This window comes from Rhizobium sp. NZLR10, assembly GCF_019685125.1.
Lineage (GTDB): Bacteria > Pseudomonadota > Alphaproteobacteria > Rhizobiales > Rhizobiaceae > Rhizobium.
The window spans coordinates 117,123-135,104 of sequence record NZ_JABDWE010000009.1 but is presented as its reverse complement, the minus strand read 5'-3'; the positions used below and the strand labels follow the sequence as shown (position 1 = coordinate 135,104).

12 protein-coding genes are annotated in these 17,982 nt (G+C 57.0%); 8 read left to right on the top strand and 4 right to left on the bottom strand.

Annotated features, from left to right (window positions below; translation table 11 throughout):
- Window positions 1-62: 62 nt before the first annotated feature.
- The 3 genes from repB (at window position 63) to HJB82_RS15520 (ending at window position 6,442) form a co-directional block, all read left to right on the top strand.
- Complete coding sequence (gene repB / locus HJB82_RS15530; protein WP_168259693.1) at window positions 63-1,055, top strand: plasmid partitioning protein RepB; 993 nt, start codon at window positions 63-65, stop codon at window positions 1,053-1,055.
- Between the two features lie 156 nt (window positions 1,056-1,211).
- The gene (gene repC / locus HJB82_RS15525) at window positions 1,212-2,456 is read left to right on the top strand and encodes a plasmid replication protein RepC (protein ID WP_221140543.1); all 1,245 of its coding nucleotides are present in this window, start codon (window positions 1,212-1,214) and stop codon (window positions 2,454-2,456) included.
- 341 nt (window positions 2,457-2,797) lie between these two features.
- The gene (locus HJB82_RS15520) at window positions 2,798-6,442 is read left to right on the top strand and encodes a hypothetical protein (protein WP_221140541.1); all 3,645 of its coding nucleotides are present in this window, start codon (window positions 2,798-2,800) and stop codon (window positions 6,440-6,442) included.
- Window positions 6,443-6,726: 284 nt separating this feature from the next.
- On the opposite strand, the gene HJB82_RS15515 is transcribed toward HJB82_RS15520, so the two are convergent.
- Window positions 6,727-7,719 carry a phospholipase D-like domain-containing protein gene (locus HJB82_RS15515; RefSeq protein WP_221140539.1) on the bottom strand — a complete coding sequence of 331 codons (993 nt, stop codon included), beginning with the start codon at window positions 7,717-7,719 and terminating at the stop codon, window positions 6,727-6,729.
- A gap of 291 nt (window positions 7,720-8,010) precedes the next feature.
- On the bottom strand, window positions 8,011-9,159 hold the full coding sequence (locus tag HJB82_RS15510) for a site-specific integrase (protein ID WP_221140537.1): 1,149 nt from the start codon (window positions 9,157-9,159) through the stop codon (window positions 8,011-8,013).
- Between the two features lie 188 nt (window positions 9,160-9,347).
- On the opposite strand from HJB82_RS15510, the gene HJB82_RS15505 reads away from it, so the two are divergent.
- From HJB82_RS15505 to HJB82_RS15495, 3 genes are all read left to right on the top strand, one after another.
- Entirely contained in the window at window positions 9,348-10,487 is a 1,140-nt protein-coding gene (locus tag HJB82_RS15505; RefSeq protein ID WP_221140642.1) for an RHE_PE00001 family protein, read from the top strand.
- A gap of 418 nt (window positions 10,488-10,905) precedes the next feature.
- Complete coding sequence (locus HJB82_RS15500) at window positions 10,906-11,688, top strand: DUF1837 domain-containing protein (protein ID WP_221140535.1); 783 nt, start codon at window positions 10,906-10,908, stop codon at window positions 11,686-11,688.
- Window positions 11,675-13,606 (top strand): DEAD/DEAH box helicase, encoded by a 1,932-nt coding sequence (locus HJB82_RS15495; RefSeq protein ID WP_259673955.1) that lies wholly within the window; start codon window positions 11,675-11,677, stop codon window positions 13,604-13,606. The genes HJB82_RS15500 and HJB82_RS15495 overlap by 14 nt, the downstream gene beginning before the upstream one ends.
- An 825-nt stretch (window positions 13,607-14,431) precedes the next feature.
- On the opposite strand, the gene HJB82_RS15490 is transcribed toward HJB82_RS15495, so the two are convergent.
- Window positions 14,432-15,280, bottom strand: a complete 849-nt coding sequence (locus HJB82_RS15490) for a hypothetical protein (protein WP_221140534.1) — start codon at window positions 15,278-15,280, stop codon at window positions 14,432-14,434.
- Between the two features lie 24 nt (window positions 15,281-15,304).
- On the bottom strand, window positions 15,305-15,934 hold the full coding sequence (locus HJB82_RS15485) for a hypothetical protein (RefSeq protein ID WP_221140531.1): 630 nt from the start codon (window positions 15,932-15,934) through the stop codon (window positions 15,305-15,307).
- 92 nt (window positions 15,935-16,026) lie between these two features.
- Here HJB82_RS15485 and HJB82_RS15480 point away from each other — a divergent pair, with 92 nt between their 5' ends.
- Window positions 16,027-16,605 (top strand): hypothetical protein, encoded by a 579-nt coding sequence (locus tag HJB82_RS15480; protein WP_221140529.1) that lies wholly within the window; start codon window positions 16,027-16,029, stop codon window positions 16,603-16,605.
- Complete coding sequence (locus HJB82_RS15475) at window positions 16,602-17,981, top strand: 7-cyano-7-deazaguanine synthase (RefSeq protein ID WP_221140528.1); 1,380 nt, start codon at window positions 16,602-16,604, stop codon at window positions 17,979-17,981. Before HJB82_RS15480 ends, HJB82_RS15475 begins: the two co-directional genes overlap by 4 nt.
- Window position 17,982: the final 1 nt, after the last annotated feature.

The window sequence follows — 17,982 nt, the reverse complement described above, 5'->3', positions numbered from 1 at the left end:
CCCGCTTTTTACGAGCCGAGCCAATGCCTTATCGCATTTGATGGCGAATATGGAGGCCGATGATGTCGCGTGAAAACCCGTTCGCAAAACTGGATCTTTCCTCGCTGAACGAGAAAACGCCAACGAAGCCTGGCTACGGCATGACTGGCGCTGCAAAGACAGTCGTCCGGTCCATTGAGGACCTAGCGGAGAATACGAAGAAGCTCATGGAGGGCGAGGTGATCGTGGATTTGGATCCGCGACTACTCGACGTCTCCTTCGTAGCCGATCGACTTTCAGACGACGGGGAGGAATTTCAGGAGCTCAAGCAAGCGATCAAAGAATCTGGGCAAACGACACCTATTCTGGTTCGACCCAGTTCGTCAGACGGACAGCGCTACATGGTCGTCTTCGGCCATCGTCGCCTCAAGGTCGCTCGAGAACTCGGAATACCGGTCAAGGCCGTCGTCAAGAAGTTAGACGACATCAACTCTGCGATTGCGCAAGGACAGGAAAACTCCGCCCGCTTAAATCTCTCGTTTATTGAGCGTGCTTATTTCGCACAGAACCTGATCGCGTCCGGGATGACGAAGGACGTGGTCAGATCTTCGCTGGCGGTTGATGAGGCAATGCTCTCCAAAATGCTAGGCGTGGTCGATGTGGTCCCTGCCCCGGTCATCAAGGCTCTCGGCGCGGCCAAGAAAATCGGCCGCGACAAGTGGTTGAGCTTGCGCCAGCTGCTGCTGACCCCTGCCCTTCTGAAGATCGCCACGGGCTATGTGGAAACGGCTGAGTTTCTAAAGCTCGAGGAAGAGGCGAGGTTCGATAACCTGCACGGGTATCTCACCCGGTACAAGAACAAGTCAGCGGCCAAGAATCCGAAAAGCCCGAGATCGTCGAAAGAATGGACGTCGAGCGATAGTTCGCTGAGTCTCACAATGAATGCCAGGTCAAAGAAGGTCGCGATCGAGCTTTCGAATGCGGAAGCCAAACCCTTCAGCGATTGGCTTTCTAGCCGCATGGATCATCTGTACGACGAATACAGGCAGTCCAAACCTGAACGCAACGGAGATTAGACCGCAAAAGAAAAAGGCCCCCGAACGGTAAACCGCGAAAGCCTCTCTCGTTATCCTTAGCAAGATCGAGAATCGCATTTCCCGGAATCACAGTCAAGAGTTTTGGCACCGATTTGGTGAGCGGATTTCCTTTGCCTGAAGAAAGGTGAAAGAAAAATGCAAACGAGACATGTAACGACGCCCTTTGGGCGGCGGCCGGCGACGCTTGCCTTGGTGAAAGGGCAATTGGCGATCGCGGCTTCAACACCAGGCACGCGTGTCGAAAAGTGGAAAGTATTTCGCGATGTGTGCGAAGCGAGGGAACGCTTTGGCCTGCAAGACAGAGCGCTTGCCGTTCTCGATGCCCTTTTGACGTTCTACCCTGATCCACAGCTCGATGGCGAGAACGGACTTGTTGTATTTCCATCCAATGCGCAGCTGTCCGTTCGCGCTCACGGGATTACCGAGAGTACACTGCGCCGCCAACTCGGAGCACTCGTCGATGCAGGACTTATCCAGCGTCGTGATAGTCCAAACGGAAAACGTTATGCACACCGCGATCGAGCTGGGGTGATCGAACAGGCTTACGGCTTTGATCTGAGCCCGCTGCTTGCGCGTGCGACCGAGCTTGCCTTGCTGGCTCAGGACGTAGCCGCGGAGCGTATGCGCTTTCGCCGGGCGAAGGAAGCACTCACGATCTGCCGCCGAGATGTCCGCAAGTTGATAACAGCTGCGATTGAGGAAGGCGCTCCCGGCAATTGGGAGCATGTCGAAATGATGTATATTAGAATTCTGGGGCGGCATCCTCGCTATCCGGACAGAAATCAAGTCGAAGCCACACTCGATGAGATGGAGCTCTTGCGTTCTGAGGCACTCAACCTTCTGGAAATGCAATCAGAAACCAAAAATATGCACGGCAATGCCATCTCAAATGACCGCCACATACAGAATTCAAATACCGAATCTATAAGTGAATTTGAACCTAGCTCCGAAAAAGAGCAGGGCGAGAGCGGGCCGGAAGAGCCTCAAGCAACGAGTGTGACGCCTGGAGAGACGAAGGCAAAGCTCGAACAGATCAAAGTGTTCCCGCTGGGAATGATTCTTCGAGCTTGTCCGCAGATTGGAGACTATGGGCCGGGGGGCGGCGTTTCACATTGGCGAGAGCTGATGACTGCGGCCGTGGTGGTCCGCTCGATGTTGGGTGTCAGCCCGTCAGCCTATGAGGAGGCCTGCAATGCGATGGGGCCAGAAAATGCCGCAGTGGCTATGGCGTGCATTCTCGAGCGATCAAACTTCATAAATTCTGCTGGAGGCTATCTTCGCGACCTCACGAAACGCGCGGAACGTGGGGAATTCTCGCTTGGACCGATGCTGATGTCTCTGTTGAAGGCAAACGGTGATACCATACGTCGCGTGGGATAGACGCAAACCGCCAAATTAGTTACTACGATGCCGATCCGGCTATTTTCCCAATCCCGATTGTCAGCCGTTTTTTTTGAAAGATATTCAAGCAAATACAGATAATTAGAGGAAATGAAGCAGGTTAATCCCCCAAGTTGCCTAGAAGGCTGGGGACGAAGTTGGCAGCCTCCCAAAAAGAGTTGCCTAACATTACCAGCACGATCGACTTGAGGTACCCATCATGTTGTAAAAATGCTGGAGCGAGATTGCGATTGTTAACTGGAAAGCTACATAACCAATTAGGGGAGGGCCTTCACCTTAATGCCCTGGCTACGCGGCAGGCAAAACTGTGTGCGCGGCTAGTGAAGTTCGACGGCCTCCACCTCGTCCAGACGCTATCGGGTCTGTCGACGATCCCCGAAAATCAGGTTGCCACGTACCGGATCGAGGCCTTGATCCATCTCGCCGTCGCTTTCTGCCGGGGAACGCAAATCCCGTCTGATGCCCAGATCCGTGAGTGGCTCAATGATGACCTGCTTCAAGACCCCCTTGGCCTCGGTGAGGATCCTGTCGAAGATGTTTTTGCCACCGTCGTGCCAGCATGGGGAGGCGGCGTCGTCCTGCTCGAAGGCTCTTGGATTGATAACGGGTACTACCTTCAGAACCTTCTGGCTGCCCTGCTCTGTTTGCCCGATGAGGAATGGGCTCAAGCCGCCTATCACCACGTAATGGCCATTCTCCAAATTGCCCGCGGGGTTTCGGAGCGAACCGGTGTCAAACGCTATGGCAAATGTGCGTCCCGCCCTGGAAAAAAAGTCACCGTTTCGCCAGGTACAGCCGAGGCAACGCGGTCGGCCGCGCGGTTCAGCGTCCAGGACCTGGAAAACCTTCGTATTCATGCTTGGCAAATCGCCCCCTTTGTTCTTGCAGACAATGAGCGCGACGTCATTGGGTCAGACGTGCTCGGGCATTCGCTCCTGGAGCGGTACCCATTGCTGAGGCAGGGAAACGACTGGCTCCTCGCCTTGCCGACCGCAATCGGGGCAGCAGCACGCCGCTTTATTCTGGAGTTTGCCCAATCGGAGAACGCGTTGCCGCGCCTCGAGGCCACGCTCCGTGCTGTCGAGCTTCAGGACGTTCGGACATTTTTCGCATCAAATCTTGGCTTCAGCAATCGGATTTCGGATGACGATCTGGAGCAGCTGAATTCGCGCACCACCCTAATTAGGACGACATTCGGAGATGGCTGCCATGCTGTTATTGTGCACATTGGCGACGATCTTACCGAGACACTGCAAACAGGACTGCTCGGAGTATCCGAGGTGGGCGAAGGAGTGATGGAATCGGTTCGCGACGCTGAAACCGAACTTGCCAGTCGCCCCAACTATCGGCACGGGCTAACTCTTTTCGTCCATGGCGGAGTAGGGCGAGGATCGGCTAGAGATGCTGCATCTTCTCCGGCCAGTTGGCATCACGTCGACTTGTCGCTGAGCGATGGGTTAAGAATGAGCTGGGATGGGGACTTCACCGCGAAGCGGATCTGGAAAATCCTGGAGCAACAGGAGAAGCTTCACTCGCGCGGTTGGCAAATCGAAAACCCTTACGGCTTCATCAATCTCTACGGTTATCTGCAGGAACGCAATTTTGAAGTTGTGCCCGTCGAATTGCCGTTGTCAGGGATAGCGACCCTCGACGGTGGCTACGCCGGTCTGGCGCGTCATCGAATAAGAACGGAGAGCGACTACCATCTCACTATAGGACCGGACGGGCGGTCGCTCATCGAGGTGCAAAGGCGTTCCACGTCCTCGTACTTCAAGGAAGTCAGTCAACTCCCCATTTTCGTTTCGCCGATGGATGCTCTCCAGGACAAATTGCGGGTTGTCGTCGAAACAGAGCAGAGACCGTGGTGGATCGACCAGGAATTCGGACCGTTTGGCAATCGGGCGTTGACCCTGAACATCTGGGACGCGGCACAGAAATGGCTGCTCAGGTTGGCGCCTCTTTTAGAGCATGAGCTGACAACCCTGCCGGCCGGCCCGGTTGCGATGGAATTACTGTTCTCTGATCTTGAAGACCTGTCACAACTGGCCCCGATCGCTGCCGATCAGCTCGCGCGTCCAAATGTGACAGTGTCGAGCGGCGTGATCGGGATCGATTCAAGGATTGCCAGTCTATGTGGTTACATCCACGAGACGAACATTGCGGAGCGTTATCTCATCGCAGCGATGGCGCTTGGCGCCAGCCAGCTGGCGGGATTGCCTCGCTCAGTCGATTGGGCGGACGAGCTCGCTGTAAGGATTGCTGGCACTAAGGACGCCCGTTTTGCACATGCGATCCCGGCAGGAGACCCCGAGCAGATGATCCAGGCGGCGTTGCCCCTACCGACGCCGCTCTATCAATCAGACGAAGACCGGGCCTGGTCCGACCTCGGGCTGGCGACGCTAGCTGGCGCAACGGGGCGTGGGATTGTTGAGCAAGGCAATGTCAAATCTCTGCTACATGCTGCGGTGATTCGGCTTTGGGATAGAATCCGTGCTCGGCTGGCAACGATTGATCGACGAAGTCTGGTCGTAAAAGCGGTTGTTAACCATGAGGCTATCGATCGGGATAGAGCCAAGTGGGGCCAGACCGCTGCAGCGCTTCTTGCCCTGCACAAGGATCAGGGAGATGTCCTGTCGACACACAATGAGCAGGAGGGGAAGCGGGCTTCGGCCGGAGTGGCCAGCCGAGCGATGGCGGAAATGGCGTTGTGTACCTGCCCGACCGAAGGCGGCATTTCCTGCACGGAGATCGACTTCGACCAACTGCTTGCGGAAGTCTGCACACTGATAGACTGTGCGACGCAAAGCGATGCCTACTACTACGGTTTGGCAACAGGTCCTCTTAGGATCACACCGAGTGGATGCTTCCTCTTTGATAAGGGTTTCTACGATCAGCTGCATAAGCCCTATACTCACGCGCACGGTGACCGCGCCTTTCGCGATGCGGCCGCAGGCTACGCGGATTCATTTGACAAATCCGAGCCTGACGCGCGGAGCCCCACGGCTCCGGTGCTCGATCCCGACCTCATCGCGGGGGTGCGCGCTGAGTTCGGCATGGGGCTAGCGGAGCTCATCGAGCTGTCGCACAGCGTGGCGGAAATGGCACTCGGAAATGGTGATATCCTGGTCTCGATGACCAGAACCGAATTTCGTGAACTGCTGGCTGATCTCGGCACCGATGTCGACGTTGATCGCGCCTACGTATCTCTCACCTTAAGGCCGAGGCCCCAGTGGGACGAGTTAAAGCCGGAAGGCGCCCGTCCGCGGGATTGGGAGCCTTGGAGAATGAACAGGAAGCTGTCGCTGACGCGACGCCCGTTTGTTCAGTTGAGCGATGGCGAGGACCCCGAAATCCTGGTTTCTTCGGTACTCCTGTTACGAGTCGTTCGGCGCTACTTCGAGGTTATCGAAGGCAGGTTAGGAGCCGAATTATTCGATACCAAAGAGATCGGAAAATGGATCGGCAAAGTCGTCGATCAGCGCGGGCATGCCTTCAATCATTCCGTTGCGGCGCGATTGACGGAGCTTGGCCTGACGGCACTGCCCGATCAGCTGATGACACAGTTCCACGGAAAGAAGGAACTTGGAGATGTAGACGTGCTCGCCTGGAACAAGGAGGGTGATGTCTGGATCATTGAGTGCAAACGGCTGCTGCTCGATCGAACGGTTGGTGAAGTTGGTGAACGTCTTGCTGATTACACGACTACGGGAATGCGAAACGGCAAGCGGACGCCAATCCAGAAGCATCTCGATCGCATCAGCTTTTTCAAGAATGATCCAGGCGTTTTGACCAAACTGACAGGCATTGCCCCGGCGAAAATTCGCCTCCGGTCTGCGCTCGTGACGAGCGGCATCGTTCCTATGCAATTTGCAAAAGCAATGTCCCAGCTCGTCAATATCGCGACGGACTATAGAAGTATGGGAGCCGCGGGGTTCACGCCTAGTGGATGCGCGGAGCTACCATAGCGCCCTAAAGCATTTGCGCTGCCCGGCCGTTGCGTCGGGCTGCGCTAAATTCATTTAGACCGAAGCCGCGAAGCATATTTGCATTCTTACAGAATGCGACCTGCGGCTGACTGTGCAGGCGAGTTTTCGATGAGCGAATTCGAGTAGCGGTGCTGCGTGATCCTGTCAACTCCATCGATTTTACGATCAATCGGCATATGCCTGGCTAGGCTTTCGGCCACGTCAGTCAGGGCAGAAAGCGCAGCCGCAGGCAATACATCGGGGCGTGTCATTCCCAATCCCTCTTAGCTCTCTTCGAAGACCGTTGGAAGCAGGCACAACGCGTTTGGTGGAATGATGTCATGTGTCTGGAGTGGAGTTTTGCTATCGCGGAGAGGCCTACTCCGCGAGAACGTGCCCGTTAACCTGATATCCGTGGCGAGGTTTCTGCGCTCCACCCTGAAAACTACGAAGCGCTTTTGCTCGTCGTCGTATTCATTGTATGGCCTCGCAGCGACCAAAGCGTCCTCAATATGAAAATTCTCCTCCCGCATAAGCGGGACGGATCCCTCATTGAGTTTCAGGATGGCCATGTCGATACCACGTCGCATCACCTTGCCTTTGTCCCGCTCGCAGACGGCAAAGAACAAAGGCTGGCACTGCGGAAGTGCGAGCGACCGAGTGTATATTGGTTCATCCTTGTTCCTCGGAAACCGAGCGATTTCAGTGTTGAGATCAATGAAATCCATTATGTCGTTGTCTCGGTCGGTGTCGTCGAGATACAATGGCTCTGGTTCGAGCTCTATCCGGTATTGGGCATCCAGATATTCGCATCGATGACGATGCGCCTGTTTGCCGGTGATGACCAAAGCAGAGTCGTGGCGAACCACCGGCGAATTCGCTGTCCTCTCTGCAGAAAGCCAATTGAAAGAACCGTCGATGAAGATCTTGTCGTCTACAACGAGCGATTTATTGTGAACGTTCCGAAGCTGATGGATTGATACCCCAAGGGAGCGGAGCGTCCGCACGCTCCGCTCAAATCGCTTCTTCAAGGTGACTTTGCTGCCCTGGGTGAGGGTCTGCCGCTTATTTTTACTCAAACCTGGCTCTTCCCGGTTTGACGCGTAGTCGGTGTAAATATGTATTGATATCCGATGCGCCTCCTTTGCCAAACGCTCGGTGATCGTCCGCACGGCTTTGTCCGTTATCCAAGGCGAAGAGATGATTAATTCATGATCCGTCTTCTTGAGGCAGAACTCCAAGAGCTCACAAAGACGTTTAGTGCCCGCTACGAACATGCTTGAACATTCGCAATGACATATCTGGAGTTCTTGGTCACACGTGGCGCATAAGAATTTTTTGTCGGTCATACTCTACCTGGCTCTTGCCAACTTCTCATGTAACAAAGAACGCTTTCAAAGCGTTTATGAGATTGCTCGTTATAGCATTCGGACGCCTAGGCCGCTGCCGTGGGTGACGTCGGTTAGCAACTCAAGGCCCGCTGCACCAATCGCTAGCGTGAAAATTCGCTCTTAATCGCAGTACTCTTGTACCCGACCTTGCTCAAGACGGCCCTCTGTCGAGTTCGGTCAGAGAAGTTTCGCGGCCCGGCCGCTCCTCCTTGTTGCATTGTTATAATAGCTAGACGCCTGCTGCACGGAGCGATGGCGCGACTGCTCCATAGCCTCGGGGAGGGGAATGCCGCGATTGGCCGCTTCTGTCAGATATCCCGACCGCAATCCATGCGCGGAAAACTCCCCAGCATCCAACCCAGCCATTTCGGCCCGCTGCTTGAGGATAGCATTGACCGACTGCGGATCGATCGCCCGCTTCGAAACAGTCCCCCACCGCCCGATCGCCCGAAACACGCTGCCGCTCTCGATCTTCGCGGCCACCATCCATGCATTCAGCGCCTCTACCGGCCGGCCGGTCAGGTATACGACATCGTCCTGCTCGCCGGAGCTGGTCTTGGTGCGGCCCAGATGGATGGCAAGTGAGGGGAGGGGAGGGCCGTCCGGCTCCTCGATCGGCGGCTCGACGGTCAGCTGCTCGCACCGCAGGCCGGCGATCTCGCTGCGCCGGCGGCCGCCGGAGGCAAACGCGACCATCAGGATCGCCCGGTCGCGCAGATCGCGCAGGCTGTCGGTGGAACAGGTCGACAGCAGCTTTGCCAGCACATCGCCGGTGACCGCCTTGGCGCTCTTGCGGCGCCGCGTCCGCGGGACAGCGCGCACGGCGAGGCGGATTGCTGATTTCACAGAAGGGGAGGCGAAGGCGCCGTTAAAACCGCGCCATCTGGTTAGCGTCGACCAGTTCGCCAGCCGCCGGCGCACGGTGGCTGGCGCGTGCGGCCCGACGGATCTCAGGAAACCCTGGCTCCGAAGCTTTTCGTCGACGGCGGCCGGCATGCCGTGATCGGGATCCATCTCGTGGTGCTGCGGATCCCAGAGGTGATGCGCGACGAATTTCAAAAGCAGCGCCTCGGGTGCCGGCCAGGGCAGGGATTGTCCGGTCGCCGCCAGTCCCCAGGCTTCCAGATAGGCAAGGTCGGAAGTCAGCGCCCGCAGCGTGTTGTCGCCCATGCCCTGGTTGACGAGATGGCGCAGCGTCTCGACATCCTGGTCGGTGAGCAGCTCGGCGAGCTCGTCGCGGCGCTCGATCGGCAGCACGGCGGCGATGGTGTCGAGCTCCTCGGCGCGGCACTCCACCGCGGTTGCTGATTTCTTGGCTTTGGCCACGGGCGCTCCAAAATCGCAGTTTTGGCGGCCTTCAGGGCCGCCATTTGCCCCAGTTCTTTCTGATTTGCGACTCCAGATCAACTGCCATCGATAACCAGTACTTATCGATGGTTATAAACCCAACCAGCAATCATACCATGTAGGGAACCAAAACATTCCGATAGAGTTCCTTTAGCAAATCGTTTACCATAAAATCAATGGCTTACGATCTCGCGAAAATCAGCATGACAGCCCTGATGCGACCGGCTTTCGACGCCGTCATCGGATTGGTGCGTCTCGACGAGCGCATCGCCCGCTCCCCGATTGGGGCAGGGTGGATAGAACGCCAGAATTTTGCCGACGCCTGCGCCTCGCTGTGGATCGACGGCGAGCTCGTCCATCTCGAAGACCTCGTCCTCCACGACGCCACGCGGGATATCCGCACCCCGACCCACGAGCTCACCATCGCCCGCGACGTGTTGCGAACCCGTCGACGCATCGCAACCCAAATACCCGACTGGGCGCTTTCCCCCGACGGTTTGCGCACGCTGCGGAAAACATCGGAGATCGGGTCGGGCGGCGGGGACGAGGCGACGACGGCCGAAGTTATTCGGCCGGCGGCCGCGATCGAAGCGGAAGGGGAGGGGGAGGAAGGTGACGACGTCGGAAATCTCCCTGGCGTCGACTATGCCGCCATCGACGCGCTACTGGCCCGATCGGAGGCTGCGATCGAGAACGCAACCCGGCCCGGCCGTGGCGGCGGAGCCGAAAAAAATCCGATGATCTATGATCTCGACTGGGACGAGGACGAGCGGCTGGAGGAATGGCGCGGCGTGCTGCGCCAGGCCGAACATCTGCCGGCGGTGCTGCAGGCCATCGTCGCGCTCGATGCCTGGAACGAGTTGGCCGTTCTGCAGCATGCGCCCTGGCTCGGCCGGCTGTTTTGTGGCTCGATCCTGCGCCAGGCCGGCATCACGTCAGGCGCGCATCTCGCGGCCGTCAATCTTGGCCTGAAAACCATTCCCGTCGATCGGCGACGGCATCGCGATCGGGAGACGCGGCTGCTTGCCATCGCCCACGGGTTTTTGGCGGCGGCCGAAATCGGTCTGAAAGAGCATGACCGGTTGGCGTTGGCGCGCACGATGTTTGTGCGAAAGCTGGAACGGCGCCGGACGTCGTCAAAACTGCCGGAACTGGTCGATCTGGTGATGGCGAGACCGCTCGTGTCAGCCGGCATGGTGGCGAAGACGCTGGATGTCACGCCGCAGGCGGCGCGGCGGATCGTTTTGGAACTCGGCCTTCGGGAGATGACGGGGAGGGGGAGGTTTCGGGCGTGGGGGATTGTCTAGTCACGAGACGATCGGCGCGCTTCGCTCGTTTTCGGGCTATCAACTAACGCCTGAGGTGTCCTCGACCTATTTCACCACAAGGGGGTTTCTGTCCCACACCGGGTTCGCGAAGCCTTGCGATCTGCCCCACGCTAAGAAGGAACTTGGCTCAACCGTGAGGAGCGCCTCCTCATGTCGCAGGTTTCGATCGTTAGCGACGAAGCGGGTTGGTGAAGACGTGAAAGGTATGCGTCTCGGGCCCGAGGCCACAAACGGTCTCATGCCCTTCGAAGTTGGAAGGTCCGTTCGCGCGCCCATTTCGGACGAAAAGCGTGAGTGACTGTGCAGTTTTCGTAAGGTTGGCGGAAGTCTATATACAATCATTGATATACATGATTCTGATATGCCTGGCCGCGTCGGAATCAACTCGGGGGAATGCGTGGGGCTCTACGAACGATGGTGCGATGCCACCAGAGAAAGGGATAAGCGCAAGCGTTACTGGACCTATATCGAGAAGGATGGAGGCCGAGACGATATTCGAGACGACCTCGCCGAGACCATCCGCTCGCACTACGACCGCCTCGAACGCATTGCCGATGACGTAAAGCGGCTCGGCTACAATGTTGCTGCCACAATCCTTAGCGAGGCAATGCCTCAAACGCCAAAGGGCCGTTCTGGCGATCTTGGCGAAATTCTTGCGACGGAGTTGGTGGAAGAAGAGATCGGCCTGCGCGTTCCTGTACGCCGTCTTCGCTACAAGGATGGCCGCAACATGGCCATGCGCGGCGATGACTTTATAGGCGCTGGCTACGACGGGGCTGGCGAAAAGCTCTGGCTCCTGAAAGGCGAGGCCAAGAGCAATGAGAGGCTTGGGAAGGCTACCGTCACGAGCGCCCGCAAGGTGCTCGACCGTGACAACGGGCGCTGTACACCCGATTCTCTGCTGTTCGTCGCCAATCGCCTGCTCGACAGCAACGACCTGGACGACAATGCATTGGGCCGAAGCCTCCGCGACGAGGTGGGATTGAAGTCTCTCCGCGCCGATCGCATCGACCACATGCTCTTCACTGTCTCGGGCAATGGTCCGCACGCTTCGCTGAAGGACGACCTCCAAGCTGCGGGAACCAACCGTGACCACTACGTGGTGAATATTCACGTCGAAGATCACCAAGACTTCATCAAGGCGATGTATCAGGAGGCGGAAGATCTTGGAGACGATTGACGAGCTGACCACTTTTCTGGAAGCCGCAACTGTCGACGGCATTCTTGGGCGCCTCCTCTATCGCGGCGCCGCCTGGTCACTGATGCGCGAGGAAGGTGTCCTGCCGCCCAATGCGCCGCCGCTCGGCGTGACAATCGAGACCGATCTTGCAGAGCACGCCTTTGCCCTGCTTCGAGGTGCGATGGCGCTACGCGCTCAAGCTGGCCCCTCGGAATTGACTAGCAAGGCGTTTGAACGTGCCGCCAACGCCTTCGAAGCCCTCGTACGCAACGGCGATCCGGGGGCGGCCGATCGCGGTTTCCGCCGGATGCTGGCTGCCGCAACCTATCACCTTGCCGGTTTCTCGGCCGTCGCCTATTCGCTCTTCAACGAGACCGCGGAGGACCTCAATGTATCGCCGGGCGAGGCGGCGATCAGGCACCTAATCCTGCGCGATCTCGGCGAAATGCGTGCTTTCGTCCGTGATTGGCTGAATGATGCCGCCCATGGAGATGAGCAGATTGCCGAGGTGCTTCGCGGCGAAGAACCCGACATCGATGAGGTTCTGTCGACCATACTCAACACGACGATCTGTCGCGCTCTCGCACATTTTGATTTCGCGCTCGAGACAGGTGAACCCGAGCCGATCGAGGATGCACGTGCATTGCTGCGGATCGCAGTCAGTCTTGCGGACAACGCCGAGAACATCCCCCTGTGGTGGATTTCGAACCTCTGTCTCCACCTGATCGATGACCTCTGGCAGCACTCGCTACACCAGAACCTACCGACCGAGCCTCCGGACGGAACGGAGGAAAGATACCCGGATCTGCGGCGGCTGTTCATCTCGTCGCTCTTCGCCCGCAAGACATCCGAGGTGGAGCTATGGCCATCGCAACGCGAAGCGGCCCGGCGTTCCACTGACGTTACCGACGATCTCGTCGTCGCCTTACCGACTAGTGCCGGCAAGACGCGTGTTGCGGAGATCGCAGCACTGATGACCTTGTCGTCGGCCCGCCGGGTGCTGATCGTCACACCGCTGCGCGCCCTCTCCGCGCAGACCGAACGCTCTTTCAGAAAGACTTTCGCGCCGCTCGGGTTCAGCGTCTCTTCGCTCTATGGCGCGAGCGGTGTTTCGGCTGGTGACGAGGATGCCTTGCGAACCCGCGAGATCATCATTGCCACGCCCGAGAAGCTCGACTTTGCGCTGAGAAGCGACCCTTCGCTCATCGATGACGTCGGCCTGATCGTCCTGGATGAAGGACATATGATCGGCCCGAGCGAGCGCGAAATCCGGTACGAGACGTTGGTACAGCGTCTGCTTCGACGTGCGGACGCGGGCGACCGCCGAATTGTATGTCTTTCCGCTATATTGCCGAGTGGCGACGAACTCGACGATTTGACCGCGTGGATCCGCTCGGACGAACCGGGCGGGCCGGTTCGGTCCGACTGGCGCCCCACGCGTCAGCGGTTCGGCGCACTAACCTGGCGGGGTAAGGACGCGCTGCTTCGGCTAGACCTTGATGAGAACGGCCCCTTTCTCGACAAATTTGTTGTCGAAAAGCCCCCACTAGGGAGGGAGAAAAATTCTTATCCCCGCCAGAACTCGCATCTCACTCTGTTTGCAGCGTGGGAGTTCGCAGGCCAAGGCAAGCGGACTTTGATCTTTTCCACCCAAGCGAATTGGGTCGAGAGCTACGGCAAACAGGTCGTCGACCTCTGCAAGCGCGGCTATCTTCAGTCCCTTCTGGACGATGAAGGGTCGATCGCCCGCGCCCTGGAGATCGGAAAGGAATGGCTCGGCGAGGAACATCCCGCAGTTGCCTGCCTGAAAGTGGGCGTTGCCATTCACCACGGTCGGCTTCTTCCCGACCTGCCAGAGCACGGAACCCGGCGCAATTTTGTGCTTGTCGATTACCCTGTAGCGGGTTGCCCGGACTAGCCTATTAATCTTACTTTCAACGACTGCTTTTCCAAAGGTTCCGACCGTCGAGAAGAAGACGGCGCTGATCTCCTTGAACGAATCGTTCGTGAAGATCCCTATCTCCACCGGAGCACCGGAAGGCTTCAGGAGCGAGGTTATCTTGCCTTGCTTCCCATAGTCTGGCCCTTCGAGCACCGGCGGCGCCAAGCCAAAAAGGACCATGTTGATAAGTTCGTTATTTTGAGTGAGCGATAGGTCGCTATCGAAGGGGGCGATCGCAATGACGAACGGCCGGCCTTGCACGTGGCTCATCGAGGAATACGGGTGCTTCTTTCCATTCCTTCCGCGGAAAAGATCCAGCTTGTCCCTGATCTTCCCGGCAAGTTTAAGCGCACCGCGAGTCTTGAAATCTTGCGCGTCAAAGGTCTTCCGCTGCTTCGCAGTCGGAGGCTGATCAGAGACGACAGCTTCTATGTTGAACTCGTAGTTTCCGGGTCCTCGGACAAAGAAATCCGGCGCCGACTTTGAAAAGTCCACACTGCATTTCAAATCAATGAGCGCTCTATTCAGATATAGCTCCCACATCGAGGAATTGAACGTCGTTTGAAATTCCTTGATGAACTTCTGGCTCTCTCCCCTACGATTCAGCAGGCCAGTCGCCCAGTTTTGAATGATGGGCTGCACCTTTGTGTAGTCTGGATCGGCCGAGATAAGACGGAAATGATCGTTGAGTTTTTCTTCCGGGAATCGCGGAGTGAACAAGTCTAACATTCATGTACCGTTCGCGTGTTACAGTTGCGCATCGCGCTGATCACGCGGCACAAAGGTTTCCTATGGGGCCGGTTAATATGGGCCACGATCCAAGCGCCGCAAAAATAGTCTCGCGGTGACTAAATTTATCTGGAGCCTGAATGTCGCGTCTTCTTCTTCGGACAGCCCGGGATGCCCACCGTGGGGATGCATCCGGCTCATAAGTGCCTGGACAAATGGAGATTTTTTCCCATCAGGACTCCATTCATTGTAATCTGCCAAGAGAAACGGCGGTGTGACGCTTCCACCCAAGAAGTCTCGCTTCTGCCGGCTGTCCAAAGTATGATCGCAACCCGCCAGGACCGCAATCTCGTTAAAGTAGCTCTCAAGAAAGTTCCGAAGCTCGCCATTTGCACCTGACCACTCGCCTCGCTGGAACGCGGACATCGCTCGAGACAAATGGCCTTCGGCTGTGGTCAGTCGGTGTTTCCTAAGAAGTTGAATGACTTCGTTCTCAGCCTCTCTCATGTCCAGCTCGGGCGCATCGGCTGGCAACATTCTTACAAGCGTTGCGGATGCTTTGGCGGCTCGTCTTCCCCACACGTCGTCTTCCTCATCAGGTTCAACGATTTCAAAACCGTCGAACCTAAGACCTGCTTTCAGCTTTTGCCACGACGCCGTGTCCTTTTTAGTTAGCCAGTTCGTGAGGGCCTTCTCGATCATGGCACGCTCCAAGCTGATTTGGCCGGATTCCGTATAGACTAACAGACCACCTTCGATAGCAGCCTTGGAGAGACTGACGACTCTTGCCGGCTTGCTGCCCCCTCCGCCCCGATCCTCAATTCCCCATTGCACTTCGAGAACATCAATGTCGCTATGGGAATAGCTATCCGAAATAACTTCAGCAGCGGCGACCACTGTCATCCTATTGAATTCACTCATTGTCCTTCAGCTCCCCGGTCTGAATTATGAAGCAAGATCATTGAACTTGCGCACAAACGCAGCTTGCAGATCAAGGTCGGTGAGTAGATCACGGCCGTAGCCATCGATATAGTTTTCGATGAGCGTTTGAAACGTGTTTCGATAGACGATCTTCCGCGAGCAATCGACGCCGGTCTGCCCTGACGCGTGAATGGCCCAGCCGCCCTTGGTCCTTGCCTCATGCAATAACGCGCAACGAACCTTCCGATAGAATTCAAGAGCATCGTCGCGCGTGAAAAGCGCTTTGAACGGTACGGTTTCCGCCAGAAAAGATGCAAAAAGGTCTCCGCTCGCGCTGTACTCGAAAGGCGGCTGGGGGTTTCTGTGGCGATAGATCAGACCACCACGACATGCCGCGAGAAATTCCAACATAGCGCACTGAATGGAGACGATGCTGAAACCTTCGCCCTCCCAGCTTCCCTCGTTCTGGAGAAGACGGATAGGCTTAAGATATCGGCTTTCCAGCCGCTCAAAGAAAAACTCTTGAAAAGCGTCTGCCCATGGTGACGCATCGCCGCCGATTATGAGCTGGCCTGACAGTCGTCGCCAGTCTTCGTCGCTTCGACGCGGCGCCAAGAATATTTGCTTATCACTTCCGCTGCGCACTCCGGTCATTCCTTTCTGCTCCCCAAAACAAGATTCTACCTAAGAGAGAAGTTGACATGTCAGATAAAAAATATCAAGCTATCTGACATTAGGAGATTCGAATGAGCGACGGTCCGCATAAAAGCTTGCCTCTGCGCCCCGGATACCAACGTGTCGCAGCCTGGGCCTACAAGCCTGCCTTCAGCGTCAGTCAGATTGGCGAGGCGGCCGAGTCCGCGCTGTTGCGCGATGTCACCATCGAAGTTGTCCCTACGATCAAATCGCTTCAGGCCATAGTCGATGGTCAAGATCTTCTGAGCTTGGCATCCTCGGTGAATGATCAGCTTGAACGTCTGCGGGTGGACCCGGCGGTCGATACGCTAGCTGCCAATGCCGTCGAGGGAGCTCAGATGGCACTCCGCGAAGGATATGGTGGGCTCGTTGCGCTAGAGAAGGGATTGGCTTCTGCTTTGGCCGAACGCCTCGCAGCTGGAGGCCGCGCCATGGAGGAGCACTATCTTGTTAAAGCTGGACCTGGCGCATGTCAGCAGATGCGTCGCCGGATGAACGAAACGATCACGTACATGACGAATAACGGAACCTTCGATCGCATGGCCAAAGCCATTCTAGGCGATCGCTCCGTCAATGTCGCACGAACGCCGACTGTTCATGATGGCGTCGATCAAGGGGTCCCTCTTTGACCACGATACCAGCAGACGCGCCTTCTATCCGGGTATCTGTCATAGAGCCGGGGCGTAAACCCTACGACGGGTGGCATTCGGTCGAAATCGGCAAGGCTATCGTCTTCAAGACCGAGGATCTGGATGATTATCGGACGAAGAACTGGGACAGTCGCGTTTACGACGCGATGCTTTTGATTGCCGCACTCGAATACTGTGACAAGGCGCTGAAGCGGTCTGGCCTTCGTTGGGCGCGGCGATTTCAGCTTATGGTCCCGGTGCATGACGTCGCCCACTGGCAAAATCCCGACGTAGCGGGCTCAATCGTCGGGGCGTTGAAATTCTTGACCGGCGACGATTGGAACATCACGTTCACCGCTGCGTCGATCGATGTGGACCACGATTTTGGCCAGCAAAGCCTGTTAGAATGGGGGGATCCCGGCCGTACGATAACGCCCTTCAGCGACGGTCTCGATTCGCGGGCGGTGTCGGCCATCCTTGGGGCCAAAGGGCGGGCTGACAGGTTGATAAGGGTCCGGGTCGGATCCAAGGCCGATGACCGGCCGCTCCGTGATCGCAAGAAGGTCCCGTTTCTGAATATCCCGTTTTCCGTCAACATGCGGTATGGCGGCGGGATCAAGGAATCGTCTGTCAGGAGCCGCGGGTTCAAATTTACCCTGCTGAGCGCGCTTGCAGCTTATCTAGTTGGAACGTACGACGTAGCAATGCCAGAAAGCGGGCAGGGGGCATTGGGCCCAACCCTTGTCCCGACGAGCCACGGCTATGAGGATTATCGCAATCATCCTCGGTTCCTTCGCAAAATGGAGGACGTCGTGCAGGCGATCTTCCAGCATCCTGTCCGTTTCCGCTTACCACAGCTGTGGAGCACTAAGGGACAAACGCTTGCAGAATATGCTGCACTCGAGAGCAATCCCGATGAGTGGAACAGGACCCGATCGTGTTGGCAGCAGAGCCGGAATTCCTCGTTTGATGGCAGACGCCGGCATTGCGGAATCTGTGCAGCATGCATGCTGCGTCGGCTGAGCTTTCATTCTGCCGGTATCAGCGAGCCGAAGGAAAACTACATCTGGGAAGATCTTAGCGCCAGTACATTTGCCGATGGCGCCGTCAGAGAATTCACTAAGGTGACGCGAGCAATGCAACGCTACGGCATAGCTGGAGCATTGCATCTTGATCATCTTGCCGAAATGCACTTTTCCCCGGTACATCAGCCACGCGTGAAGCGAAGCGCCTGGCAGCTTGCAGACCATCTGCAAATATCGACCGACGAGGCCGAAGAGCGACTCTTCGGCCTGCTGGAACAGCATGACAGAGAATGGAAGGCATTCATGAAGGATCTTGGGCCAAAATCATTCGTCGCCCAATGGTTGGCATGAC

What these genes read in the sequence shown, in the direction of transcription:
- repB (WP_168259693.1), top strand. Translation starts at nt 63, where the DNA reads ATGTCGCGTGAAAACCCGTTCGCAAAACTGGATCTTTCCTCGCTGAAC.
- HJB82_RS15485 (WP_221140531.1), bottom strand. Translation starts at nt 15,934, where the DNA reads ATGACCGGAGTGCGCAGCGGAAGTGATAAGCAAATATTCTTGGCGCCG.
- HJB82_RS15480 (WP_221140529.1), top strand. Translation starts at nt 16,027, where the DNA reads ATGAGCGACGGTCCGCATAAAAGCTTGCCTCTGCGCCCCGGATACCAA.
- repC (WP_221140543.1), top strand. Translation starts at nt 1,212, where the DNA reads ATGCAAACGAGACATGTAACGACGCCCTTTGGGCGGCGGCCGGCGACG.
- HJB82_RS15490 (WP_221140534.1), bottom strand. Translation starts at nt 15,280, where the DNA reads ATGAGTGAATTCAATAGGATGACAGTGGTCGCCGCTGCTGAAGTTATT.
- HJB82_RS15515 (WP_221140539.1), bottom strand. Translation starts at nt 7,719, where the DNA reads ATGTTCGTAGCGGGCACTAAACGTCTTTGTGAGCTCTTGGAGTTCTGC.